Raw genomic sequence first — 24862 nt, 5'->3', positions numbered from 1 at the left:
CGATGATCAACACTCGTGTCATTACTCCGGCACCTGGGGCTTATAGCTACCCGCTGCTGATCAAGCGCCTGCTGCTGTCCGGCGTGCGTTACCAGCCCGGCCAGGAAATTGTCTACGCTGACAAGCTACGTTACAGCTATACGACCCTGCTCGAACGCATTCAGCGCCTGGCCAATGTCCTGGTTCAGGCCGGGGTCAAACCCGGCGACACCGTGGCCTTGCTTGACTGGGACAGCCACCGGGCGCTGGAGTGTTTCTTTGCCGTGCCGATGATTGGCGCGGTACTGCACACGGTCAATGTGCGCCTGTCTGCCGAGCAGATCCGCTACACCATGAACCATGCTGAAGATCGCCTGGTGCTGGTGCATGATGACTTCCTGCCCTTGCTGGAACAGTTGCAGGGTGATGTGCCGACGGTTGAGGGCTTTATCCGCTTCAGCGATGCCGAGCCCTGTGCCACTACATTGCCGATGCTGGGTGAGTACGAGGTGCTGTTGGCTGCCGCGCAAGCCCAGTTTGAGTTTCCCGACTTCGACGAGAACTCGCTGGCGACGCTGTTTTACACCACCGGTACCACCGGCAACCCAAAGGGCGTGTATTTCACCCATCGCCAGTTGGTGCTGCATACGCTCAATGAACTGGGGACCTTCGCTGCCTGCGGTGGCGAGCCGTTGCTGCGTTCGGGCGATGTGTACATGCCGATCACGCCTATGTTCCATGTACATGCCTGGGGCGTGCCGTATGTCGCCACCGCACTTGGCATCAAGCAAGTTTACCCAGGCCGCTACGAGCCAAACCAGTTGGTACGCCTGATGCGCGAAGAACAGGTGACGTTCTCCCACTGCGTACCGACCCTGCTGCAGATGATGCTCGATTGCGAAGAAGGCCAGCAGACAGACCTCAGTGGCTGGAAAATGCTCCTCGGCGGCAGTGCCTTGACCCAAGGTCTGGCCGCGCGGGCGAGCGGCCGCGGCATCCGGGTGTACTGTGGTTACGGCATGTCCGAAAGCTGTCCACTGCTGAGCCTGACCAGTCTGACCGCCGAGGATTTGGCACTGCCGATGGACCAGCAGGTGCCACTGCGGATCAACGCTGGCGTACCGATCCCGCTGGTGGACCTGCGCATTGTCGATGAGCAGGGCGCAGAAGTGGCGCACGACGGCGCCAGTGTCGGCGAGGTTGTAGTGCGCGCCCCTTGGCTGACCCAGGGCTATCTGAATGAACCCGAGCAGGGCGCGGCGTTGTGGGCCGGTGGCTGGATGCATACCGGTGACATGGCCTGTATCGACGCGCGTGGGGTAGTAAAGATCCGTGACCGGATCAAGGACGTAATCAAGACAGGGGGTGAGTGGATCAGCTCGGTGGCACTGGAAAGTTTGATCAGCCAGCACCCCAGCGTTGACTCGGTGGCGGTGGTCGGCATTGCCGATGCGCAGTGGGGCGAGCAGCCGTTGGCCCTAGTGGTGCGCGTCGAGGGTGTTGAACTGGACCAACCATCCCTGGCCCGCCATCTGCAACAGTTCGTCGATAGCGGCACTCTGAACAAGTGGGCGGTGCCACGCCAGGTACTGTTTGTTGACGAGATACCGAAAACCAGCGTAGGCAAGATCAACAAGAAACTGATACGCGAGATGCATGCACAACGCGAAGCTGTCAGCGCTCAATGAATGCCAGTGGTGGCGCCCAGGGAAAACAGGGCGCTGCTGCTGTTGTTAACCGAACACCGTGGTACGTCAGGCCCGCCACGACTTGGTTGGCGTGATGGCATTTAGTACACTTGCGCGTTGGTGCGTAGCCTGCTGATTGCAATCAGCGTTGCGCAGAGGTATCCAGGGATGAACGAAGGACGTTTTGTTGATGGCAGTCACCCCGTGTAAGTCGTGTAATGCGCCCGTAGAGTCCACTGCAAATGCTTGTTCGAACTGCGGCGAATACCCAGGCGTCAACAATCGCCAACAACTCAAATTAATCATCACGATTGGCCTCGGGCTGTTGCTGCTCACGCTGTATATGGGTTGGCAGCGCGACGCTGCGTCACCGGCAACAACCACCTCGGTGCCCGCGCCGGTTGCCGAACAATCCGCGCCACCAAAGTTGGTCAGGGATGTACTTAAGTCCCAATCCCTGGGGATGACCCATGAACAATATCGTGATCGGCTTAACGCGCTATTGATTGAAAGCGCCAGCCCTTATCGGGTAGAGGATGAATCGGTGCATGATGTTTATGACGGTCTTCTCTGGAAAGCCAAACTCGGCGACCACGTGACGGTAACTGCCCGTGCCTCGCATAGCACCGATCTGATTCTGGACGTCGCGATATACGCGTCTGGCGATGAGACCCGAGAATCCGGGCAACAAATCCAGGACCTTGCCAGTATTGCCTTGGCTGCTGCCTCTCCCGAAGCGGATTACCGTGAATTCCCCAAGCAGTTTGAGCAAATGGTCAAGGGCACACCTTACACCGTAGACGCGGTTAAGTTCGAAGCCGGTATGGCCGGATTGCTAGGCGTTTGGTTTCGGGCGACACCGCAGTAGGTACGCGCAGCCCAGCGGCAAAGGTCAACCCGCCCTTGACCAGCAGCGGGTGACCTGGCACCAAGTTAGTTGCAGCAAGGAAGAGCGATCCCGTCTCGGGTGGGCGCTCAGCGCGGATTAACGACGGCAGCTGAAGTGCGCAGTACCAGCACGCCGCCTAGCGCGATCACCAGGGACAACAGGTACAGCGCCAGGCTGGCGCTGTGCGTGTTATCACGCATCCAGCCGATCAAATAGGGGGCGACAAACGCGGCGACACTTCCCAGTGAGCTGATCAGGGCGAGCCCCGGGGCGAGTATCGGCCCTGCCAGATAGGCCGGTGGTAGCTGCCAGAACATCGGCAGCGCGCTGCTTGCCCCCATGCCTGCAATCGACAAGCCGACAATGACCAACAGTGGCGACTGCGGTTGTAGGCCGGTCAGGGTCAATCCCAGCGCACACATCAAAATGGGCATGCACAGGTGCCAACGCCGCTCTTTGTAACGGTCGGAGGAGCGCCCGATGGCCACCATGAAGAAGCAGCCCGCCAGGTAGGGCAGGGCGCTAAGCAGGCCAATATTGCTATCGCGAGAGATGCCCGAGCCATGGATCAGAGTGGGCATCCAGAACGCGAGGGTGTTGACCGCTAACATCACTGCGAAATAGATCGCCACCAGCAACCAGACTTGCGAATTGCGTAAGATACCGCGCCAGGAACTGATCTGTTTGCCGGCTTCTTCAAGGTGTAACGCCTGGCGTAGAGCGTGCTTCTGATCCTCAGTAAGCCAGTGAGCATCTTCTACCCGGTCGTCCAACCGTGCCAGCACGAGCAAGCCCAGCAGTACGACGGGAAGCCCCTCGAGAAGGAACATCCACTGCCAGCTTTTCATTCCGGCGGTGCCTTGCAGGTGTTCGAGAATCCATCCGGAGAGCGGCCCACCGATTACCCCGGCCATCGGCACTGCAATGGCGAACAGTGCCGTGACCGAAGCGCGGCGTTCGGCCGGGAACCAGCGATTGAGGTAGACCAGGATACCGGGGAAGAAACCAGCCTCGGCCACCCCCAGGGCAAAACGCAGGGTATAGAAACCTTGAGCGCTTTCGATCAGTAGCATGGCGCTGGATAGAAGCCCCCATGTCACCATCATGAAGGCGATCCAACGCCGCGGACCAAGCTTGTCCAAGACCATATTGGCCGGTACGCCGAACAGCGCGTAGGCGACGAAAAACAGGCCCGCACCGAGGCCGTATACGGTGTCGGAGAATTGCAGGTCGGCACTCATTTGCAGTTTGGCGAAGCCGATGTTGATACGGTCCAGATGGGCGAAAATATAGCTGACCAGGAGCAACGGCATCAGCCGCCAAGTGATGAGCCGATAGGTACTGTTACTGGCTTCAGACAGCGGCAAGGATTCGATGGTCTGACTCATTGGACATACCTCGTGGGATGAACGTGAAGGGGATTACCAGAGCTTCAGGGTGTAGGAGAGAATCAGACGGTTCTCATCGATGTCGCTGGCGTAGCTCGACCGGTAGACCGCGTTGCGCCAACGCAGGCTCAATCCCTGGAGGCTGCCACTCTGAATGACATAGGCGAGGTCGGTGTCGCGCTCCCATTCCTGGCCGCTGCCGCTGCTGGTGCGAATGTCATCGCCACTTACATAGCGGCTCATGAAACTCAGTCCGGGTAATCCCAGGGCGACGAAATCAAAGTCGTACCGCGCCTGCCACGATTGCTCCAGGGCATTGGTAAACGTACCAATGGTCACCAGGTTGGCGGTGTAAGGAGGGGTGTAGCCGTTGAGGGTGGGGAAGGCGTCGTCACCGTACATACGCTGGTAGGCCAAACCGACCTTGTGCGCGCCGAAGGCCAGGGTGCTCATCACGTTGAAGTTTCGGTTGTCGACACTGCCAGCCTTGGCGGAGCCTGCGCTGTCGCTGTCGAAGAAACGCAGGTCGGTGAGCAGATTCATGCTCGGGCCCAGTGCCAGTTTGTGCACCAGGCCGTAGAAGTTCTGCTGGTATACGTCACGCAGCTCCCCGCGAAAGACGCTGGCGCTCAAGCCGTGACCGACGTCGTAACTGGCGCCGAGTACATCGAAGGCGCCGCTGTCGAAGTCAGCACTACGCCCGGCCAGGTACATGCGGTCGCTGCCGGCGGATTCTCTAGTACGTGAGCGCCAGAGTTGGCCCCCGGTCAGGGTCAGTTGCGGTATTTCACGGGATTCCACCAAGGCCCCATCGAATGTCTGCGGCATCAACCGCGCGTCATCACGAAAGACGACGGGGAGGGTTGGGGTGAGAATGCCAACATCGAGCCGGGTTTTGGACAAGCGCAGCTTGCCGGTGACACCCATGTGACTAAAGTCGTCCACGGGTCGCTTCGAGTGTGGCCCGAACGGCAGGGTGCCATCGCCGCTGCGACCGCGCCCGGAGTCGAGCTTGACGCCCAGCAAGCCGAGGTAGTCGAGACCAAAACCGACCGGCCCTTCGGTAAACCCCGATTGCATCCTAAGCATGAAGGCTTGTGACCAGTTGCCCACCCGAGATTGCTTGGCAGCGCTTTGGCGAAAATCGCGGTTCTGGTAGAAATTGCGCAGTTCCATACTGCCCTGGCTATCGGCGATGAAGTCGGCGTGAGCCAGCACTGGTAACGTCAGTCCGACCGCCAGCGCTAGGCGCTGGAGGAAGATTGCACGCACGGGTTTGAGCATCTCTTTTCTCTTTTATTGTTGTTATGGCTGGTGTTTCAGCATGCCTAGCGATTGCGTGGTTGGCGCTCGGCGTCGGCGCGTTTTTTCAGGTAGATACGGGTGGCTACAGCAGGGGCATCACTGGCCACAGATATTTCGTAATGTTGCTCGTCAGGGTCGTCGAGCACCGCCTCCAAAGCCCCGAGACCTTCGACATCCTCATTGAAGGCGGCGAAGAGTTGCTCGTGCATGAACTCGCCCAGTGACTCGTCGTGTTGGGCGAAGTCGCGCCCGTGGACGATGAAGTAATGCAGGCTGTTTTTAGTTTCCGGGGTCAGAATGTGCGCGGTACGAATGTGGAACTGTTCGCGGCGTTCGACCGGCAGTGCACTGTCGTAGAACGTAACGCTAACTCGGTGCAAGGCTGGCGAAAGAAACTCTGAGGTGGCAATGCGTGCAGCCGTTGCACAACCTTCCAGCCCTGTAGTCTTGCCCCAGACTGGCGCCAGCGTGGTTGGTACGACCTCGCGGATCAGCGTGTAGTGACCTTCTTTGAGGTCAAGCTTGTACGGCGCACTGGCATAGTCTGGAGTGCCAATGGTGTTGGCATGGAGAAAGGTCAGGTGGGTCAGGTCCATGAGGTTCTCATGCATGCTGACGTAGTTGCCCGGGTGATGAAAGTAACCGGAAGTACAGGCCCAGGCCGGATCGTCAATCCACTCTTGATGCGGGATGTTCGCCGCATTGGCGAGGGTTTCATCGCCCAGCCAGATCCACAACAGCGGACCTTGGCGTACCAGGGGATAGCGCCGTACGCCAATACCGCGCGGGCAGTTCTTTTGCGAGGGTACATGCGTCAGGTCGCCGGCCTGGTCATAGCGAAAGCCGTGGTAGCCACAAACGATGTTGTCGCCCTCAAGGTGGCTGCGCGACAACGGGAATGAACGGTGAGCGCAGCGGTCTTCGAGGGCGATCGGCTCTCCCGCCTCGGTCCGGTACATCACCACCCTGCGGTCCAGCAGTCGGCGACCGAGTAAATGCCGGCCGACTTCATGGTCGAAGGCGGCGACATACCACTCGTTGTAGATGAACGGTGTTTCACGATCGGCCATGGTCTCGCTGGCTTTGCGAGCGTGCGCGATCAGGTTGTCGGTGGGTAGTGACATCGAAAAATACCTCTTGGGGTTTGCGGCAAATCAGAGATCCAATTCCAGGCTTTCGCTTAGCGCCCGTGAGACGCAGATCATCAGGCTACGTCCCTCGGCCTTGTCGGCATCCGAGAGGATCAGGTCACGGTGGTCCGCCTGTCCGGCGCAGAGGGTGGTCTGGCAACTGCCGCAAATGCCGGATCGGCAAGAAAACGGCAGCTCGATTCCATGGGCCTCGAGGGCTTCGAGAATGCTTTGCTGTGGGGGCACCCAAAGGCTGCGACCGCTGCGGCGCAAGTGCAGGGTGAAACCTTCATCACCGCGATTACCTTCGGCGCTGGTTGCCGGGGCGCTAAAACGTTCGACATGCAGGCGCTCGGCACGTGGGCCGGCCGCTGCTTGCAAAGCGTCAAGCAAGGGTGCCGGGCCGCAGCCATACAAGTGCTCGCCGTCGCGCAGGGAGTCGAGTAGTGCAACGGTATCGAGATGGCCGCCGGCCTCGTCGCTAAAGTGCAGGTGTACCCGTTCTGTATCCAGCTCGCGTAGCGTTTCATAGAAGGCTGCCCGCTGCCGGTTACGGGCGCTGTAAACCAGGCGCCAGTCCTTGGCATGCGCCTGGCACCAACGAACCATGGCGAGGATCGGGGTAATGCCGATGCCCCCGGCAACCAAGCAGTAACGCTGTAGTTGCTCATCCAGCGGGAAGTGGTTGCGTGGCAGGCTGCTGACGAGGGTATCGCCCAGGCGCAGCTGTTGATGCAGGAAACGCGAACCACCACGGCTTTGCGCTGCCAGGCCCACTGCGATCAGGTAGCGGTCGCGCTCACTGGGGTCGTTCAGCAACGAGTAGTGGCGGGGCTGCTTGTCAGCAACCAGGATCTCCAGGTGTGACCCGGCGGTGAAGGACGGTAGCGGCCGACCATCGGCTGCGCGTAGTTCGATCAGCACGACGTCCTTGGCTTCGGCGGCAAGGTGAGTGACGCGCAGGCTCAGGGGATGAAGGTCCATGGGCAAATCCAGTCATTGTTGTCGTTCCAGCTTACGAGCGAGCACATGACGAGACTGTCCTCCGTGAGGTGGACAAGGTGGTTACAGATTGCTTGCAGATCTATTGTTAATACGTTAACTATATGACCTGATACAGACGCCCATCCCATAAAAACAATAGCGATCCATGAGCGCCATGATTCGTCTCAGCATCCCGCAGGTTTCAACCCTGCCTCAGGACATTCGTCATTTCAGCGAGTTGGCCTGCACCCTGGGCACGCCTAGCTTCCCAGGTGCGCTTCTGACGTGCCTTGGTCAGTGGGCGGATTGTCAGCATTTTTCGGTCTTGCGCATGGCGGGCGAACGACCGCAGCTGCTTGTTGCCGGAACTCGACACCATGATGCAGGGCTGGTGCTGCGCTGCGGTCAGGTCTACATAGAGCGCTATCATCGACATGACCCCTTGTTCGAGCCGTTGAAAGCCGCACCGGGCCAGGTCGGTCACCTCTTGGCTCAAGACATTCGTTTCATGCCGTACCGAGAAGCCATCTACCTGCGCCACGGCATGATCGAACGGCTGTCGAGCGTGTACTTGGACGAACAGGAGCGTCCCGTGCTTTTCAACCTTTACCGCCATCGTGACCAGGGTTTTTTCAGTGACCGTGAATTACAGATGTGCGAAGCCCTGAGCCCGGCGCTACTGCAACTGCTGCGGGGGCATTTGGCGCTGACCGGCCTGCACCCTATCGTCGACCATCCGCAACGGCTGCTCCAGCATTGCCCAGAGCTCACTGCACAAGAGCTGAATATCTGTAGCCGTTTGCTTCAGGGAATGACCCATGCTGGCATAGCCGCTGATCTGGGCCTCAAGGAAAGTACGGTGAAGACCTACCGCAACCGGGCATTTGATCGACTAGGGATCAACTTCCGTAGCCAGTTGTTCGCGCTGATCGCCTCATCCGCTGGGGGCAGATAGCGCCCTTGAATACTCAGAAAAATCCTTAGCGCAGCCGGTCCAATTCGCAGGCAGCGCGACAAGTTGTCTGCTTGACTTTGCCAGAAGGGGCTTGAATGCGGTAAAGTTGACGCCACGGTCAGCTTTATAGATTTTTACGCCGACCTTACTTACGGAACGTCCAAGATTCCGCCCCCCAGTTTCTCCTGTACCCGAATTCGACATGGGCAGCCCGTTGCTGCCCAGAGGATGAGCCATGTCCAACCGTGATATATCCCGGCGTGCCTTGCTCCAAGGTGGGCTGATTGCCGGTGTCGGCGTAACCCTGGCACCGCTCGGCAGCCAGGCGTTTGCCGCACTGATGGAAAATGCTGTGACCACTTCGCCGCAGAAATGGATGAACCACGACGGTAAAGCGCGCTTTCGCAATGATGCGCTGTCCAAGGTGTGTGGCAACAAAGTATTCGCCCGCGACATTCGCGCCAAGGACATGCCCGGCTGGCCGCAGCAGCAGGGCCACGCTTTACTGCTCAAAACCATCAAGGCCGACCGCATTTATGAGGGCCATGATCTGTCCTGGCTGGGCGCCGAGTTGCAGCCGGATCGAATCGTCACGGCTGCTGACCTGGAAAAAGACGGCATCGCCTTCCCTGAAGCCCATTCACCGGACCCGTTGCTGCCGCCTGGCAAGGTACCGATGTTCATCGGCCACCCCGTGGCGATCCTGATCTGGAACGATTTCGAGCGGTATCGCCGAGCCAAGCAGAAACTGCAGTTCAACGATAAGGCCATTCGCTACGGCGCCCAGGCGCCTCTGTACCAGACCGACCCCTATGGCAGTTTCCGCTTCGTGCGGGTGGGCGGCAAGACGCCCTATGAGGACGATGAGTTCTCCAGCCTGAAGAATTCGATGCTGTTCCCGACCATTCTCAACCGCAAGCCGGTCTGGTCCAAGGAGCCCAAGCAACACGGTGACCTGACCGAGCAGGGGTTGTTCTATGCCACGCGTATGGCTGAGCAATTGCAAAGCCCGCCGCAGGAGTGGCTGGTGTTCGACGAGCGCTACAAGACGCCTTCGATTGAGCCGGCAGCACTGGAACCCGACAACGGTAACGGCTGGTACGACCCGCAGAGCGGCACCTTGCACTTCGTCGTCGCCACTCAGTGCCCGTTTGAAGTAGCCCACGAATGCGTGCACATGATCAAACCGTCGCGCTTCGCCCTGAACACGCTGAACATGCACCCTGGCTACACCGTCGGCTACGGCTCCAAAGACAACAACATCTTCGTTTTCTACGCAGCCCTTGCCGCGCTGTACGGCGCCGGCGTGCCAGTGCGCCTGGCCAACGACCGCTACGAACAGTTCCAGAGCGGTATCAAACGCCACCCGTTCGACATTCATTACCAGCTGGCAGTGGACAAGAAGGACATGACCTTCAAGATCTTCCGCGCGGACATGAGCGTTGATGGCGGTGGCCGCGCCAACTACAGCTCTTCGGTGGCGGCGGTGGGGGCCACGGCCGCGCAGTCGATCTACTACATGCCGCAGAACGACCTGGCTGTGACCGCGTACCACTCCCGTGGCGTCGAGGCGGGCTCGATGCGTGGTTACGGCACCCTGCAGACAATGGCGGCGACCGAAATGATGGTCGATGAGATCGCTGAACGCCTGGGCGTGGACGCTATCGAGTTGCGCCGGGTCAACGCCCTCAAGTCTGGCATGAAGAACACCCAGGGCGCTGTGCCCGCCGGTGCCTTGCGCCTGCACGAAATCCTCGACAAGGCCAGTGCCCACGACGGGTGGAAACACCGCGATGCACACAAGAAAACCATGGACGCCAAGGACCCGGATAATTGGTACGGCGTTGGTTTCGCCATTTGCCAGAAGGACTTTGGTACCGGGGCAGAGGCACCGATGGCCAGCATCGAGTTCACGGCTGAAGGCCATATCAGCCTGCGCCACATCGGCACTGAACTGGGCACTGGCATGTCCACGTCACAAGCCTTTGTGGTAGGTGACTTCCTCGGACGTTCGGCTGACGAGGTGACAACAGCTGAAACCCAATGGCCGGAGCTGCAACTGGCCACCAGCGGCAACCCCTATCTGATCAGCCAGGCTGAGCAAGATGCCGCGTTGCGCAACCCGCGGTGGGTCGGCAAGCTGGCCTCGCCGTCGTCGGCGACCAACTCGGCGTTTTACTTCAGCCATGCCACCCGCGAAGCGGCGCGTGTACTGTTCAATCACGGCTTGTGGCCGGCAGCGATGGCGATCTGGCGTCAAGGCCCCTTTGGCGGCCAGGCTAACCCCCTGGTGGTGCGCCGCGAGAACGCGGTGTGGGTTAACGGCGCGCTGACTGGCAACGGTCTGTCACCGATTCCGTTCGCGGAACTGGCGAAAAAAGCCCATGAGATGGGCTTGGTCACCGGCGTCAGTGTGCATGGCTTTAACCGCTGGAGCTGGGCTGAGGCCGATTTCGTCATCGACGGCGTGCGCGATCGACTGCCGCTCGATGCGTTGGCAGTGAAGTATGGCGACGGTGCGCCACCGGTGAAGAAAGCACAGATGGACAGTGCCGGTTACCACCTGTTGGATCGCCAGAACGCGGCCTATCCAGCCACCCAACTCAACAACGCCATGGTCACCTACTACAGCCCGGTGGCGACCCTCGTTGAAGTGAAAGTGAACAAGGGCAGTGGCGAAGTACAGGTCCTCAACCACCACAGCTGGGTGGAGTGTGGCCGTGTGCTGGTGCCAGAGCTGGTCAAAGGGCAACTTGAAGGCGGTATCGCCATGGGCATCGGCCATGCTCTGATGGAGGAAATGCCGCTTTACGAAGGAGGACCGGGGGAGGGTGACTGGAATTTCAACCGCTACCGCCTGCCGCATGGCAAAGACGTAGCGGTGTGGCAGCAGACGTCGGATATCCTGCCGCCGCTGTCACCTACCGACCCCTCCAAGGGCATCGCCGAAGTGGTGATGATCCCGGTGGTTGGCGCTATCGCCAATGCCGTCGCGCATGCCATTGGCAAGCGCGTACGCGACCTGCCTATCACTCCCGCTCGTATCAAGGAGGCCCTCAATGGCTAACCGTTCGCTTCAACTGACCTTGAACGGTCAATCCGTCGGCCCGGTCGAGGTTCCCGAGGACCTGGCGATGATCGACTACCTGCATGAATACCAGAACCTCACCGGTTCGCGCCTTGGCTGCGGTCAGGGCATCTGCCATGCCTGTGTGGTGATCGTCGACAACCCCGATGGCACCAGCGAGGAAGTACGCACCTGCATCACCGGCGCCAACTATTTTGACGGCAAGAAAGTGCGCACCATCGAGGGCCATGCCAAGTATGACGACGCGGGCGAACTCAGTGAACTGAACCCGATTCAGCAGAAGTTCGTCGACCGCTTTGCGTTCCAGTGCAGCTACTGTGCACCTGGTTTCGTCAATGCCGCCACCGTGCTGGTGGAGAAGGCCCAGCGCCAAGCGCTGAAGAAAAGCGAGCTTGAAGGGGTCATCGAGGCCAGCCTGGGCCACCACATCTGCCGCTGCACGGGGTATGTGCGCTATTACGAAGCCACTCGCGAGGTGCTCAGCGACCTCGGCCTGGTCAAGGAGGGTTGAGTATGTTGCGTGTCTTTTCCGGTCTCGCCCTGGCCGTTGGCGTTGCCCTGTCAATCACCGCGCAAGCGGCAGACCCTGACCAGTTCAAACGCGGGGAGTACCTGGCCCGCGCTGCCGACTGCATGGCGTGCCATACCGCCGAAGGCGGGGCGCCGTTTGCCGGTGGCCTGCCAATTCATTCACCCTTCGGCACCATCTGGGGCAGTAACATCACCCCGGACAAGGCGTTCGGCATCGGCGGTTACAATGCTGATGAGTTCTTCGCGGCCCTGACCCAAGGCAAGCGCAAAGACGGGGCCAATCTCTACCCGGCAATGCCCTATACCTCCTACCATCTGATCACGCGCGAAGATTCCGATGCCATCCACGCGTACATGATGAGTGTGGCCCCGATTAACCGTCCGGCGCCGGAGACTCGCCTGAGCTTTCCGTTCAATGTGCGTATGGGCCTGTCGGGCTGGAACATGCTCTACGGCAAAAGCGTCGAGTTGCAAAGTACCGAGGGTAAGAGCCCAGCGTGGCAGCGCGGCCAGTACATGGTCGAGGTGCTTGGCCACTGCGGCGAGTGCCATACCCCCCGCAACAGTATCGGTGCCCTGCAACAGGACAAGCGCCTGACCGGTGGACTGCTCAACGGCTACCTGGCCCCCAGCCTGCTGGCGCAGGACCTGGCTGAACGAGGCTGGACCACACCTGACCTGACAACCTTCCTCAAGCACGGCATGAGTGCCCAGGGCACTATGTTCAACGAGATGTTCCCAGTGGTGCACCACAGCACCCAACACCTCGAAGACGCCGACTTGGCGGCGATGGCCACTTACTTGCTAGGTGACCAGCCGCCACCGGCCAAGGTGGTCAATGCTGTGGCGTTGGAGCAGCTCAGTGATAGCGCCAAGCGCGGCCGTCAGCAGTACTTCAACGTTTGTGCCGGCTGTCATGGGGTCGAGGGGGAGGGCAAGCCACACATTGCCGTGGCCATGCAAGGCAATACGGTGCTGCGCCAGGCCGATTCCCGCAACCTGGCCAAGGTGATCCTCGACGGTATCGGCGAACAGCAGTTCACCGGCTTTGAACGCATGCAGCCAATGCCGGGGTTTGCCGACAAGCTCAGCGATGAACAAGTGGTTGATCTGATCAACTACCTGCGTGAGGCGTGGGGCGGCTTGCCTGGTGATCTTGGCGTACAACAGCTCGCGCAGCTGAAGGCAGAGTGATCTGTGCAACATCTTGACCTGCAAGTGGTTCGCCAGGCGCTGAAATGGTCTGGCGCAGGCCAACGTGTATGGCTGTGCACAGTCTTGTGCACTTACGGTTCGGCGCCTCGTGCGCCGGGCTCTTTGCTCGTGGTTAGTGACAGTGGGCAGTGGCTGGGTTCGTTGTCGGGTGGTTGCGTTGAAGATGACTTTCTCGAGCGTGTGGCCCACGGCGAGTTTGCCGAGCCGGTCGCCGTGGTGCGGTATGGCGACGCCCATGATATGCGGTCGAACATTCGTCTACCGTGTGGCGGTGTTCTCGACGTGCTGGTGGAAAACCTGCCCGCCGATTGCGATGTACGTGCTCACTTGAGCGCGCTGCAGTCGGCACTGCTTGGTCAGCGTCGAGTGCAGCGCGAAGTGGATTTGCGCGATGGTCAGCGCCGGCTGAACGAAGATCACCACCAGGGCCCTCGGGTGGAACGCGACGCCGTCAGCGTGCGCCTGCGCGTCGGCGCTGCGCAGCGGCTGTTGCTGGCGGGTTATTCCAGCGTTGCGCACTTCTGCGCCCAGTTCGGCAAAGGCTTGGGCTTTGACGTCATCCTGTGTGAGCCCCGGGAAGAAGTGCTCGAGGGTGTCGTGCTCGACGGGATCGAAATACGCCGAGAACTGCCGTCGGTGTTCATCGCCAACCGCGGTTGCCATGCCGACACTGCGGTGGTCGCACTGACCCACGACCCGAAAATTGACGACCTGGCCATGCTTGAAGCCGTACGTACCGAAGCGTTTTACATTGGCGTGATGGGCTCGCGCATCACCTCGGACAAACGCCGTGAGCGCCTGCAGCGCATTGGCGGCCTGGGCGAGGCTGAACTGGCGCGCATCCACGCGCCGATTGGCCTGAATCTGGGCAGTAAAACCCCAGCGGAGATAGCCCTGGCCGTGCTCGCCGACATCGTGCGCATTCGTAGTGGTATTGCTCGGGAGGAACTTTGAGCGTCGTGGCCTTGGTTCTGGCCGCCGGCCAGGGTACGCGCTTTGGCACCGACAAGCGACGTGCAGGCCTGGCGGACGGTCGCAGCCTGCTGGTGCACAGCGTCGAACGCGCCCGGACGGTGTTTGATGACGTGCGCGTGGTACTGCGCGAAGGTGAACAAGCGCAAGACTTTGGCCTGCCAAGCGAATGCCGGGTTGTCTACAGCCCTGAGGCTGCGCAGGGTATAGGACACAGTCTGGCTGCCGGCGTCGCCGCGCTGGTCGACAGTAGCGCGCAGAGTGTCGCGATCTTGTTGGCAGACATGCCCTGGATCGCGCCAGCGACCCTCAGCCAGTTGGCTGTTGCTGCGACGGCTTCGACGATTGTTTTTCCGCTCTATGAGGGGCGGCGTGGCCACCCGGTGTTGTTTGGGCGCGATCTCTGGCCCGCCCTGACACAGCTCAAAGGTGATGAAGGTGCACGCTCGGTGCTGCAGGCGCATGGGCAGTGTTGCGTCATTGTAGCGGTGACTGATCCTGGAGTGCTCGATGATGTGGATACGCTGGAGGTACTCAAGAATAGGGAGTAGTCGACTGCCACCGACTTTGTCCTCATTGGATTCACTTCACGGGGACTGTCGCGACGATGATCTACTGAATAAACAATCCTACCCACATCGAAGCAATGATCACTAGTTGGCCGATGATGACGTAGGCTGCAAATTTTGGCCCGCCACTGATCCAGGCCAGAACACACTTGGCCAGCGTGTTGCTGCTCATGGCCGTCACTGAGGGTAGCGCGATGTCAGTTATCGGTAGCTGCCCGGATTTCACCACCGAAGCGATGGAGGCTGCCGTAGCATGTGCGTCGGCCAGACCACTGATCAACGCAGCAATCAGTACGCCGCTGTGTCCAAAGACATAGAGCAGGCTTGAGGACAGCAAGGTTATTCCTGTTACCGCTGCAGTCACCGCCAGGGCGACTTTAAGGCTGAAGGCGCCATCAACGACGTTGGTGGTGGTGCTTGGCACAATAGAGGGTTTCCAGGGTGCTAGTAGCAAGGAGCCATAGACCACTGTTGCCAGTGCCGCCAGCAAGACCGGCGCCCACAAGGCCTGCAGGTACGCTAGATCAACGGTTCCCAGTACCAGGGACAGCATTGCAATCGTCGCCAGATTCGAGAATATCGCTGCCGCACTCAGCGCTTTGACCGACGCCTGTTCGCCACGGGCCAAGTGGCCGATCAGGGCGATGGTTGCCGACCCCGAGGCGAATCCTGAAGCAATGGCGCTCAGGGTATAGCCGTAGCGCGCTCCCATCATCCGCAAGGCAATATGCCCCAACGCTTGTGCACTCATCAGCAGCACCGTCAGGGTGCAGATTGTACGGGGATTGATGGCGCCGAACGGGCCGATGAAGCGGTCGGGCGTCAAGGGTAAAATGACCAAGGCGGCGGTCAGGAGGATCAACCCGTCACGCACTTCAGTTTCAGTCAATTGGTATAGGGCAAAGCGATGCAGCTCCTGACGAAGCGCCAGAATTACGGTAAGCACGACGCTGACGGCAACAGCCAGTCCGGGCTGCTCATGGCTTAAGGCGCCGAGCATCAAGACAATTAGCAGCGCGACTTCGCTGGTGATGCCTGAGTCCATGCCCACGTGTTTCCAGTAGGCAACGGCGATGATGATCGCCAGGGCAAGCGCCATAATGCCAACGAGCATCGCGCCCGCCACGGCCATACAGACATAACCCAGTACCGAGGTAATGGCAAAGGTTCTAAACCCGGCAAAGGCGCGACGTTCGTCACTGCCTTTTTTGCGTTCACGTTCCAGGCCGACCAGCATGCCGATGCCCAGAGCGGCGGCGAGATGGGTGATGTTCAGGGATTCAAGCATGGCGGTCGCAGCGAGGCACGCACAGCGGTAGGCACAAGGGCTTGCGAGGGCTCACATTGTTGCTGAACAGCGGTGTCCATAACCATGTTCCAAGGCCTTCAGGGCCGGCATGTTCAAAATTTCCACGGTACGCCCACTGAACGTCACGATTTCCAACTGGCGCAGGTGGGCGATGGACCTGCAGATGGTTTCAAGCCTCAGTCCAAGGTAAGAAGCAATGTCTTCCCTGGACATGCGCAAGACAAAGCCCTGGGCCGAGAAACCACGCTTGACGTAGCGTTTGGACAAGCTGAGTAGAAAGCTGGCCAAGCGCTCTTCAGCGGTAAAGTTGCACATCATCAACAGCCGTTTGTGGTCGCGGACGATTTCACTGCTGAGCAGCCTGTTGAGGTTTTGCTGCAGGAACGGGAAGTCGTGGGCCAGGGTTTCAAGACGCTTGTAGGGAACCAGGCAGACTTCGCTGTCTTCCAACGCAAACGCGCTGCAGACATGACGGTTGGTACTGATCGCGTCGCACCCCATGATGTCGCCTGGCATCCAGAAGTTGGTGACAAGTCCTTGGCCTTCTACATTGGCAAAGCAAGTCTTGAAGCTCCCGAAGCGAACTGCATAGAGGTACTCCAGCGGATCGTTGGCCTGATACAGGCCACCGCCTTTGTAGATCCGTATCCGCTGGCTGATCAATTCGCTGAAGCGGTCATTGCCTTGCCTGGACAGGCCTTCCGGCAGACACAAAGCACTGACACGGCAATCGATGCAGGCTGTTTTGCAGGAAAGTAAATCAACTGTACGGGTCAACCCTATGGGCTGCTTGAGGTTTTCACGGACGGCATGCAATGAACTATGCATTTCTAACCTCCGTCACGCCCTTGGATGAGTCTGCCAGGGCGAGCGGCTCAGGTAGGCGACGGTAAGTGAGCGTATGTGGTGAGGGGGCACGCGCAAGCATCGACAGGGAGTGCGGAGCGTTCAGACGAGTATTGAGTCGATCAACAAAGGCTGTCGCTTCGTCAAGACTGCGAAAACTTACCTCCCAGACATCCAGATGAACCCACCACCGCGCCTGTCGAGGATGTTGCTCAATGTACACGTTCATTGATGGTACTCCGTCGTGGCGGCAGGTGTGTGCACCGGGTGCCATTTGAGTGAGTTTTTTTCGATACGCTGAAGATCAGTTGTCCTTGCTGGTAGTGGAGCGTGAAAGGGGCAAGAGCAGGTGCATCACTCTTTAACGTAGGGTGCGCCAGAAAAAGACGATTCAATTGATCGTGATCAATAAATCGACCTCAATTATTGTGCTTGGCACTACCGTGCGTCGGGAGGAACCGGTTGTCGTTCTTATGTCACCGGCCCATGTGTTTTACCTGGCTTGCAGCGTGTTTTTGATACAGGTCAAACACACCGCGTTGGACGGATGCAGGATGGGACGTACTTACTCATCGCGCCGTGCGAGGTGTGCCATGTCTGACTATCAACGCTTGTTGTTCATAGCCCCCACTTTGATGCAGCACACTGACGCCTTCGACCGTGCTGCTGCCTTGGCAAAAGCCAAAGGTATTGCATTGCATATCCTGGCTTTTGATTACCTGGAAGGGCTCGCCACCGCTGGGCTGATGAATGAACAGGCGCTAACGGCGATGCGTCAGGCCTATGTCGAAAAGCACCGTGAGTGGCTGGAAACCCAAGCCGCACCGCTGCGTCGGAACGGGCTTACGGTCACCACAGAAGTAGTCTGGGTGAACAATGTCCTCGACGAAATCCAGATCCATCTCAAGGAACAGCCATTTGCGATGGTGGTTAAGGATTTGGAGCATGAGTCGCGCTTGATGCGGGCGATGTTTACGACGCTTGATGTGCGCCTGCTACGGGAGTGCTCGGTACCCTTGCATTTTGTCGACAAGGCCAGCCACGCCATGCCGCGCAAGGTACTTGCTGCCGTGGATCTGTCACGCCCCGAGGACCAGTTCCAAGGGTTCAACGACCGCCTCATCAATGAAGCATTGAAATTGGCCATGCAGTGCAAGGCCCAGGTAGAGATCCTTTATGCCTACGACATGACGTCCATGCAAACGGATGCAGAAAACCTTGGGCATAAATCGTTCTGGTTTGGCTCAAATCTTGCCGAAAGCCTGCATGAAGCCCAGAGTGAAGCCTTCAGGGAACTGACCGAACGCAATGGCATTGAGCCGGAGGCGTGTCATATGGTCATGGGTGACCCGGCAAAAGTCTTGACGATTTTTTGCGAGGCTCAAGGCATCGACATCGTTGTCATGGGGCGAATTCATCACCGTGGCCTGGCTAAGTACGTTGGCAGTACCGTCGAGCGGGTACTGTACAAAATGCCTAGCAGTGTACTGGTTATTACGCCACAAGCCCCTACGGTATGACTCAGAGCTTGCCTCAGCGTGGCGTGCGGGGTACGTCGCGCTAAGGCAATGGTTTACCGTTGCAGATCCAGCTCATGAATGATTTCACTGACGTCGCCGGCCAGGTAGCGCGATGAAAAACCGAGCGCCTTGGCAAGTCGATGCATGCCATAGTTGTTGGACATATCATGTGAAATCATGCAGGCATAACCATTACTGCGCGCAGCGTTGATCAGGTGATTCATCAATAACCTGCCCAGGCCCTTTCGCTGCCAAGGCGCGTTGACGGCAACGGCACACTCGCAGTTCTTGCTGCCGGGGACAGCGGCATAGCGGCTCTCGCCGATCTGGCGCAGTTGACCATTGTCATGCACCAACGCGACATAGGCCATACGTCGACGGTAGTCCACATCTGCCAACTGCTCAAAAAGCGAATGTGCCTCGCTACTAAAGCCAGCCAGGAAGCGAAAGCGCCGCGACTCGTAGGGCACTTGCCCGACGAACTGATGATCCCGCTCATGGTCCGACTCGCTCAGCGGCCGAATCAGCACGGCAGTGCCGTCATTCAACGATTCAATCCAGTGTTCCTGACATAGCCCGCGGTTGTCGAGATCGTTACTCATCGCGTTCTCCTGGCTGGTTGTTCTCAAATGGAACGGCCTGCTGTTGTTGTACTGCGGGCGAGCAACCCTGTTCTGATTTGCATCAACTTTGCAGCGTGTCACGGTCTTTCTGATCAAAATCAAGTTTGGTGCACGCTCAAGGCACAGAATGCAGTACCTGAACAGTGTTTGTGGGCGCTCAGCAATAACCACTTTGGAGGTGTGCGATGAGTCAGTACCAACAACTGTTGTTGCTGGCACGGGATGTCGATTTGGCCTCTCCTGCAGCGCACCGCGCCAGGGCTCTGGCTAAAGCGACGGGTGCAGGTTTGCATGTCCTGGGTTTGTTTGAGCCCCAGGGCGTGAGCAACTGGCGGGAAGAAAAGGAGGTTGAAAAACAGATCGCCGAGCAGTTTTCACTGTATCGCGACCGGTTGTCCGAAGGGGTGGAGCGATTACGTGCTGACCATGCCGGTACAACCAGCCAGGCCATACTGAGCGATAATCCGGCCCAGGACGCGCTTGACTACCTGTTCGAGCTTGGCCCCGACATGGTCATTAAAGATACTGAAGACGTTTCAACGCTCAAACGAATGTTTGGGTCGTCGTTCGATTCTCAGCTATTGCGCGAGAGCCCGGTACCGGTTCACCTCGTCCCGGCGGGTTGCAAGGCTGTGCCCACGGTAATTCTGGCTGCGGTTGATACCGCGCTTTTGTCGCACAAGAACGGCTTCAACCACGCCATCATCCGCACAGCCATCGCCATGGCGCTGCAGTGCGATGCTCAGTTGCACCTGGTGCATGCCTATGACATTTCGCCAGTTTTTGTTCCGGACGCCACTGCGACACTCGACTGGGTTGAAGAGTTCATAGCGGCATTGCGCGAGCCTTTTGACGAGCTCGCCGATGCCTACGGTGTTGCTGCGCAGTGTCGACACTTTGTGCAAGGTGCACCGGTCGCTGTCATTGGCGACACGGTGCTTAAGCTTGCGGTTGATGTCGTGGTCATGGGGGTAGTGCAACCTAAAGGCTTGGGCAAACTGCTCGGCGATACGACAGAGCGGATGGTGAGCTCGGGGCTGTGCGCAGTTCTGGCGGTCAAGCCCGGCACCGCCAGGGGCGATGCCGCCACCGGTTGAGGGTTACATCATGCAGCTCACTTTTCTTGGTGCAACAGGTACGGTTACCGGTAGCAAGTATTTGCTTGAGCACAATGCTAAGCGGGTACTCATCGATTGTGGCTTGTTCCAGGGTTACAAGCAGCTGCGCTTGCGCAACTGGCAATCACTGCCCTTACCGGCAGGCCAAATCGATGCCGTTGTGCTGACCCATGCCCACCTGGATCACAGCGGGTATTTACCCGTACTGGTTCGCAACGGTTTTCGCGGGCCGATTTACGCAACAGCGGCCACGTGCGAGCTGGCCAGAATCCTGCTGCTCGACAGTGGTCGGCTTCAGGAAGAAGAAGCCGACTATGCCAACCACCGGGGCTATTCCAGGCACCATCCTGCCCAAGCGCTTTACACCGAAGAGGAGGCCAAGCAGGCCCTTGCATTACTGCGGTCGCTGGAGCTGCACCATCACGTTGAGATCATCGAGGGGCTGAAGGTCTACCTGCGTTCAGCCGGTCACATTCTCGGTGCGGCAACGGTTGAGGTGCAGGCGCAAGGGCAAACCCTGGTGTTTTCCGGGGACCTCGGACGCCCCAATGACCCCATCATGAAAGCGCCAGAGGTGATTGAGCACGCCGACATTCTTCTTGTTGAGTCCACATATGGCGATCGACAGCACCCCAAAGCGTCGCCAGAGCAGTACCTGGCCGATGTCATTAATCAAACGCTGTTACGCCATGGCATCACCTTGGTGCCGTCATTTGCCGTTGGTCGGGCTCAATTGTTGATGTATTACCTATATGCGCTGAAAAAGGCGCATCTGATTCCGGATGTTCCGGTCTACCTAAACAGTCCAATGGCCTCGGATACTACGGCGCTGTATCAACGTTTTCACCGTGAGCATCGTCTGTCTGCTCAGACGTGTGCAGCGATGTGCCAAAGCACGCACATCATCCGCACTGTCGACGAATCCAGAGACCTTGACCAGCTTCGCGATCCCGCAGTGATCATCGCCGCCAGCGGCATGGCAACCGGTGGCCGGGTGTTGCATCACCTCAAGGCACTGGCCCCCAATCCACGCAATAGCTTGCTCTTCTCCGGTTTTCAGGCCGGTGGTACGCGCGGTGCGGACATCATTGCCGGCGCACGGACAATCCGTATGCACGGTCAGGATGTTCCAATACGTGCCCAGGTGTTTGCCATGGAGAGCCTGTCGGCGCATGCCGATGCTGACGAGATCATGCAATGGCTGCGCGGCTTCAAGCAGCCCCCGCGGCACACCTTTGTCGTACATGGTGAACCCCATGCAGCCGATACGTTGCGCCGTCGTATCAGTGTGGAGTTTGGTTGGTCGGTTTCAGTGCCCGAACACCTTGAAACCGTCTCACTCAACACCGACGCACCTGAGCCGCGAGTGAAAACAGGCAGGTTCGCAATCTGAGGGCCAAAGTCATGAACGCTACCCGTAAGCAGAAACTCACGGCCTGGCTGAAAAGGCCACGCGGCAGCTTCGGGATTATCGCCGCAGTGATCAGTTTTGTGGTGTTGGTGTCCATCGCAACCGGGTTCGAGGGCATAGCAGCGTTGCTGGCAGCCAAACCGTGGATTCTGCTGGGGTTTGTTGCAATCAGCCTGGCCATAGGCGTTGTTGTGCAACACCGTTTTACCATGCTGGTGGGTCAATCAATCTTCAGCCCTGGTGCTTCAGGATGGCGGCAGAAAATGGAACGTCTTACAACCTGGGCCAAGGAGTCGAATGTTGCGTTGTGTTTGTTGATAGCAGTAGGGGTGGGGTACCCCACCACCTTGTATTTTGCTGCTCGATCAGTGCGCACGATCATTGCCGCTTGCGAGGTCAACCTCAGTGACAAACTTGAGTTGCCGGGTGAGGGCGAACGGTCAATCTCTATTGCTTCGCCCTTGTGCGTCTGCCTGTCCGAATTGTTTCTAGATAGAAACGGCGTAGTGAGGCTCGCCCTGTTCAATACGTCAGTCCTGGCGGTCACTGATTTTCAGGGCATTACCGAGGAAGACGAGCAGCAATGTCTGAACCGGGTGATTCCAACCGGGCCGTTGCCCACCCCGCAAACCTCATCAAGTCAATGAAAGGCGATGGATGACCTGGCAGTTGTCGTCCGGGTCACGGGTGGTCGAAAAGCCAAGCTCGCGGGCCAGTTCGTACATCGCCGTATTGGCAGCGGAGTCGATTGAATACATCGTTGTGTAGCCATTGGCCCGTGCCTTGTCGATCAGGTGGCCAAGCAGCAGCGAGCCCAGGCCGCGATGTTGCCACTGATCATCAACGGTTACGGCGCATTCACATTCACCGGGCTCGGCGCACGCGGCATAGCGGCTGATTCCCACCTCCTGCAGTTCGCCATTGACGTGGGCCAACGCGACATAGGCCATATGCTCGCGCTGATCGACGGTCATCAACTGATCAAGCATGGCCTCTCCAGGCTCCTTGATCTGGCACAGGAAGCGAAAGTGTCGCGACTCGGGTGAAAGACGCATGATAAAGGCTTTTTCTCGCTCGCGATCCTCGGCACGCAGAGGCCTGATGAGAACATGTCCGCCTTCTTTCAGCGGCTCGATCCAGTGTTCGCCTGCTTCAGGCGCAAAGGCGGAGATGGAAGGGGATTGTGCAGTGGATTGAACAGGCGCCATGAGAGTTACTCCGAAGGGGGAGAGAGGTTCATAAAGCACCCTTACTTATCTACACCTGTCCAGGCGCCCCTGTTTGATGCAGGTCAAACGCGAGGCATCTACGGGCAGGGGAGGTCCAACGTTGCACGCATGCCACCCTGCGGGCGATTTTCAAGGCTTATCTGACCACCCAGACGGTCAGCAATCCGCTTTACGATCGCCAATCCCAACCCTGCGCCCTGGTCGTTTCCGCGGCTGTAGAAGCGCTCTAGCAATCGGCTGTGCTCAGACGCCTCGATTCCCGGCCCTTCGTCTTCCACTGTCAGCGTGTAGTGATCAGCATCTTTGCTCAGGCGCACGGTGATTTGCCCTTGGGGCGGAGAAAAGTTGGCAGCGTTGGTCACCAGATTGTTCAATGCAATGTTGATGACCGTTGGATCTACCCTGAGCGGATACACGCCATCGTCGACGTCGAATACCAGTTCCAGTCCTTTGCTCAATACCCAGGGGGTCAATTGGGCAAGGCTGTCGCGAACGCAGGCGGCAAGGTCAGTGGGCGACGGCACAGGCATCGCCGACTGCGGTTCGATGCGGGCCAAGGTCAGCAACTGATTGACCAATCGGCTGGTACGATCAACACCGGCAATCAGATGCGCCAGTGATTCGCGTCGACTTTCTTCGGTTTGTGCTTCCATCAAGTTCTGTGCATGCACCTTTAGCACGGCCAAGGGTGTACGCATTTCGTGTGCTGCATCGGCAATAAAGCGACGCTCTCGCCCAAGCACTTCCTGAATGTGCGCCAGCATGCGATTGAGCGCGGCCTGCATCGGCTCCAGCTCGCTCGGCAGGGGTGTCAGTTGCAGGGGCTCGAGCGACCCACTGTGGCGGGCGCGGAGGATGGCGGCCATGTCCGCCAACGGCTTGAGCCCCCAGCCAATGGCAAGCCAGACCATGGCCGCAAGGATCAAGCTGCCCAGCACGTTGGGCCACAAGGTATGGCGTACGATACGCTCGACCAGGTCATCGCGGACGTCGTCGCGTTCGCCCACCCAAATGCGCATGCCGTTTTGTTTGTCTTCCAGTACGAACGCGCGCCAATGGCGATTGTTGACATCCACAACATCGCTGAAGCCGGGCTTGTCAGGGGCTGCCGACAGTGTCGGCGCACTGGTTGTGTGCACCAGAATCTCGCCGTCGCCGCTCCAGACCTGGAACGCGATCTTGCTTTCATAAGGGTGTCCGTCGACCTTTGGCACCGCCTCGGCCAACGCCGAGTTGAACGCTTTATAGAGCGTGGCATATTCCTTGTTGGCCAGGGGCATACGCATGACGCCCTGCAATAGCCGTGCGTTCTGTGCCAGCTGAGCGTCGTAGACCTCTGTGATTTCGTGATTGCTGTCGTGAAGATTGAGCACGCTGATCACGGCGAACCCCAGGAACATCAGGCCAATGATCAGTGTGAGGGTGCGACGCCGGATTGACGTCATCGACGCTCCTCCACCAGATACCCTACGCCGCGAACGGTACGGATCAGGTCGGTAGAGAACTTTTTGCGCAGGTGATGGATGTGTACTTCAAGGGTGTTGCTTTCAGCTTCTTCGTTCCAGCCATACAACAATTGGGTCAGATGATCGCGGGTCATCACGCGCCCGGGAGGTGACAACAGTTCATGCAGCAACTGGTATTCCTTGGGGGTCAGTGCCACCGGAAGGCCCCGATAGCTGACCTGTTGCGTACCGGGATTCAAGCTGATCCCGGCATGTTCGATGACCATCTGTGCACGTCCCGCACTGCGGCGTAGCAAGGCGCGCAGGCGCGCCTTCAATTCGGCCAGGTCGAACGGTTTGATCAGGTAGTCGTCGGCTCCGGCGTCCAGACCGGCGATGCGGTCTTCAGTGGCATCACGTGCAGTAAGGATCAGCACTGGCAGCTTGGCGCCACTGGCGCGCAGCCGCCGCAGGACTTCGAACCCGTCCATGCGTGGCAACCCAAGGTCGAGCACGGCAAGGTCGAACGTCTCGCTGAGCATGGCGTGCAGGGCGCTACTGCCGTCCTTGAGCCAGTCGACGGTATAGCCCTCACGTCCCAACGCCTGATGAATGCCTTCGCCGAGGGCGATATCATCCTCGATCAGTAGTAAACGCACACAGACTCC

General features: G+C 58.8%; 22 protein-coding genes. 12 read left to right on the top strand and 10 right to left on the bottom strand.

The window, feature by feature from the left end:
* Positions 1–2: 2 nt before the first annotated feature.
* Entirely contained in the window at positions 3–1667 is a 1665-nt protein-coding gene (locus tag CX511_RS13535) for a fatty acid--CoA ligase (RefSeq protein WP_101293585.1), read from the top strand.
* Positions 1668–1857: 190 nt separating this feature from the next.
* The gene (locus tag CX511_RS13530) at positions 1858–2535 is read left to right on the top strand and encodes a zinc ribbon domain-containing protein (RefSeq protein WP_101293586.1); all 678 of its coding nucleotides are present in this window, start codon (positions 1858–1860) and stop codon (positions 2533–2535) included.
* A gap of 107 nt (positions 2536–2642) precedes the next feature.
* Here the strand turns inward: CX511_RS13530 and CX511_RS13525 are convergent, their stop codons facing one another.
* The 4 genes from CX511_RS13525 to CX511_RS13510 are packed head-to-tail and all read right to left on the bottom strand — an operon-like array spanning position 2643 to position 7363.
* Complete coding sequence (locus tag CX511_RS13525) at positions 2643–3944, bottom strand: MFS transporter (RefSeq protein WP_101293587.1); 1302 nt, start codon at positions 3942–3944, stop codon at positions 2643–2645.
* A 33-nt stretch (positions 3945–3977) separates the two neighbouring features.
* Complete coding sequence (locus tag CX511_RS13520; RefSeq protein ID WP_101293588.1) at positions 3978–5228, bottom strand: OprD family porin; 1251 nt, start codon at positions 5226–5228, stop codon at positions 3978–3980.
* Positions 5229–5272: 44 nt separating this feature from the next.
* Positions 5273–6373 carry a Rieske 2Fe-2S domain-containing protein gene (locus CX511_RS13515; protein WP_101293589.1) on the bottom strand — a complete coding sequence of 367 codons (1101 nt, stop codon included), beginning with the start codon at positions 6371–6373 and terminating at the stop codon, positions 5273–5275.
* Between the two features lie 30 nt (positions 6374–6403).
* On the bottom strand, positions 6404–7363 hold the full coding sequence (locus tag CX511_RS13510; RefSeq protein WP_101293590.1) for a PDR/VanB family oxidoreductase: 960 nt from the start codon (positions 7361–7363) through the stop codon (positions 6404–6406).
* A gap of 175 nt (positions 7364–7538) precedes the next feature.
* Here CX511_RS13510 and CX511_RS13505 point away from each other — a divergent pair, with 175 nt between their 5' ends.
* The 6 genes from CX511_RS13505 to CX511_RS13480 all read left to right on the top strand — a co-directional run bounded on the left by CX511_RS13505 (position 7539) and on the right by CX511_RS13480 (position 14675).
* Positions 7539–8318, top strand: a complete 780-nt coding sequence (locus tag CX511_RS13505) for a helix-turn-helix transcriptional regulator (protein ID WP_101293591.1) — start codon at positions 7539–7541, stop codon at positions 8316–8318.
* A gap of 235 nt (positions 8319–8553) precedes the next feature.
* Complete coding sequence (locus CX511_RS13500) at positions 8554–11385, top strand: xanthine dehydrogenase family protein molybdopterin-binding subunit (RefSeq protein WP_101293592.1); 2832 nt, start codon at positions 8554–8556, stop codon at positions 11383–11385.
* Positions 11378–11917 (top strand): (2Fe-2S)-binding protein, encoded by a 540-nt coding sequence (locus CX511_RS13495; protein WP_045185273.1) that lies wholly within the window; start codon positions 11378–11380, stop codon positions 11915–11917. The genes CX511_RS13500 and CX511_RS13495 overlap by 8 nt, the downstream gene beginning before the upstream one ends.
* A 2-nt stretch (positions 11918–11919) precedes the next feature.
* Positions 11920–13131 carry a cytochrome c gene (locus CX511_RS13490; RefSeq protein WP_101293593.1) on the top strand — a complete coding sequence of 404 codons (1212 nt, stop codon included), beginning with the start codon at positions 11920–11922 and terminating at the stop codon, positions 13129–13131.
* 3 nt (positions 13132–13134) lie between these two features.
* A complete protein-coding gene (locus CX511_RS13485; RefSeq protein WP_101293594.1) occupies positions 13135–14106 on the top strand; it encodes an XdhC family protein in 972 nt (323 codons plus the stop codon).
* Positions 14103–14675, top strand: a complete 573-nt coding sequence (locus tag CX511_RS13480) for a nucleotidyltransferase family protein (protein ID WP_101293595.1) — start codon at positions 14103–14105, stop codon at positions 14673–14675. The genes CX511_RS13485 and CX511_RS13480 overlap by 4 nt, the downstream gene beginning before the upstream one ends.
* A gap of 61 nt (positions 14676–14736) precedes the next feature.
* Here CX511_RS13480 and CX511_RS13475 read toward each other — a convergent pair whose 3' ends face one another.
* Positions 14737–15981: an MgtC/SapB family protein gene (locus tag CX511_RS13475; RefSeq protein ID WP_101293596.1), complete on the bottom strand. Its 1245-nt coding sequence runs from the start codon at positions 15979–15981 to the stop codon at positions 14737–14739.
* A 51-nt stretch (positions 15982–16032) separates the two neighbouring features.
* A complete protein-coding gene (locus CX511_RS13470) occupies positions 16033–16830 on the bottom strand; it encodes a helix-turn-helix domain-containing protein (RefSeq protein ID WP_101293597.1) in 798 nt (265 codons plus the stop codon).
* A 611-nt stretch (positions 16831–17441) separates the two neighbouring features.
* Here CX511_RS13470 and CX511_RS13465 point away from each other — a divergent pair.
* On the top strand, positions 17442–18368 hold the full coding sequence (locus CX511_RS13465; protein ID WP_101293599.1) for a universal stress protein: 927 nt from the start codon (positions 17442–17444) through the stop codon (positions 18366–18368).
* Between the two features lie 53 nt (positions 18369–18421).
* On the opposite strand, the gene CX511_RS13460 is transcribed toward CX511_RS13465, so the two are convergent.
* Positions 18422–18970, bottom strand: coding sequence for a GNAT family N-acetyltransferase (locus CX511_RS13460; RefSeq protein ID WP_101293600.1), 549 nt, complete (start codon positions 18968–18970; stop codon positions 18422–18424).
* Between the two features lie 206 nt (positions 18971–19176).
* Between CX511_RS13460 and CX511_RS13455 the strand changes: the two genes are divergently transcribed.
* Genes CX511_RS13455 through CX511_RS13445 form a run of 3 tightly spaced genes read left to right on the top strand, consistent with a single transcriptional unit; the run spans position 19177 to position 22167 of the window.
* On the top strand, positions 19177–20088 hold the full coding sequence (locus CX511_RS13455; RefSeq protein ID WP_101293601.1) for a universal stress protein: 912 nt from the start codon (positions 19177–19179) through the stop codon (positions 20086–20088).
* Between the two features lie 10 nt (positions 20089–20098).
* Positions 20099–21502 carry an MBL fold metallo-hydrolase RNA specificity domain-containing protein gene (locus CX511_RS13450; protein ID WP_101293678.1) on the top strand — a complete coding sequence of 468 codons (1404 nt, stop codon included), beginning with the start codon at positions 20099–20101 and terminating at the stop codon, positions 21500–21502.
* An 11-nt stretch (positions 21503–21513) separates the two neighbouring features.
* On the top strand, positions 21514–22167 hold the full coding sequence (locus CX511_RS13445) for a hypothetical protein (RefSeq protein WP_101293602.1): 654 nt from the start codon (positions 21514–21516) through the stop codon (positions 22165–22167).
* Here the strand turns inward: CX511_RS13445 and CX511_RS13440 are convergent.
* From CX511_RS13440 to CX511_RS13430, 3 genes are all read right to left on the bottom strand, one after another.
* Positions 22156–22728 (bottom strand): GNAT family N-acetyltransferase, encoded by a 573-nt coding sequence (locus CX511_RS13440; protein WP_045185258.1) that lies wholly within the window; start codon positions 22726–22728, stop codon positions 22156–22158. The two genes, CX511_RS13445 and CX511_RS13440, sit on opposite strands and share 12 nt — an antisense overlap.
* A 98-nt stretch (positions 22729–22826) precedes the next feature.
* Entirely contained in the window at positions 22827–24194 is a 1368-nt protein-coding gene (locus CX511_RS13435) for an ATP-binding protein (protein WP_101293603.1), read from the bottom strand.
* The gene (locus CX511_RS13430; protein ID WP_101293604.1) at positions 24191–24853 is read right to left on the bottom strand and encodes a response regulator; all 663 of its coding nucleotides are present in this window, start codon (positions 24851–24853) and stop codon (positions 24191–24193) included. Before CX511_RS13430 ends, CX511_RS13435 begins: the two co-directional genes overlap by 4 nt.
* Positions 24854–24862 lie beyond the last annotated feature (9 nt).

It is taken from the genome of Pseudomonas sp. S06B 330, from assembly GCF_002845275.2.
In the GTDB taxonomy this organism is placed as follows: domain Bacteria; phylum Pseudomonadota; class Gammaproteobacteria; order Pseudomonadales; family Pseudomonadaceae; genus Aquipseudomonas.
The sequence above is the reverse complement of the archived record's forward strand: the minus strand, read 5'-3'. Positions and strand labels throughout refer to the sequence as shown.